Here is a 447-nt window from a genome sequence, read left to right as displayed (position 1 = left end):
ACACAGGCTTCCCATGGCAAGCCGTTCTGCTTCGCTGGGCAGGTCGTACTACGGCTGCACTTCTGCGCGGAAGGCGATTTCGATCAGCTGTTCGGGGAAGGCGAGTGCGGAGACCCCGATGAGGTTGCTGGCCACTTGCGGGACAGGCTGGCCGTAGACGGCGGGCCTGACTTTGCCACTTGCGGCGAAGGCGGCCGGTACATCGATTACAAACAGAGTTTCCTCAACCACATCCGCCAGCGAAGCACCCAGTTCCTTCAGAAGGACCTGGGCGTTTTCATAGGTGCGCCTCATCTGAGCCTCCATGGTGTCGAAGCTGGAAGGCTTGCCATCTGCGCCCAAAGCGGCCGGCGCCACCAATTGTCCCTCTGGCGTATGCGAGAGCTGGCCCGACACGAAGATCGAATTGTTCACGCGCACGGCCTGCGCGTAGCCGTAGGCGGATTC

The 447-nt window shown here is 61.5% G+C and carries 1 protein-coding gene; it reads right to left on the bottom strand.

What is annotated here, in order from left to right; genetic code table 11:
• Nucleotides 1–48: 48 nt before the first annotated feature.
• Nucleotides 49–447: Rid family hydrolase (locus VG556_RS22520; RefSeq protein ID WP_423180070.1), on the bottom strand; the 399-nt coding region annotated here is incomplete at its 5' end.

Origin of the sequence: Stenotrophomonas sp. CASM106, assembly GCF_049384825.1 — a bacterium.
GTDB lineage: Bacteria > Pseudomonadota > Gammaproteobacteria > Xanthomonadales > Xanthomonadaceae > Stenotrophomonas > Stenotrophomonas muris.
This window is presented reverse-complemented; position numbering and strand designations above follow the sequence as displayed.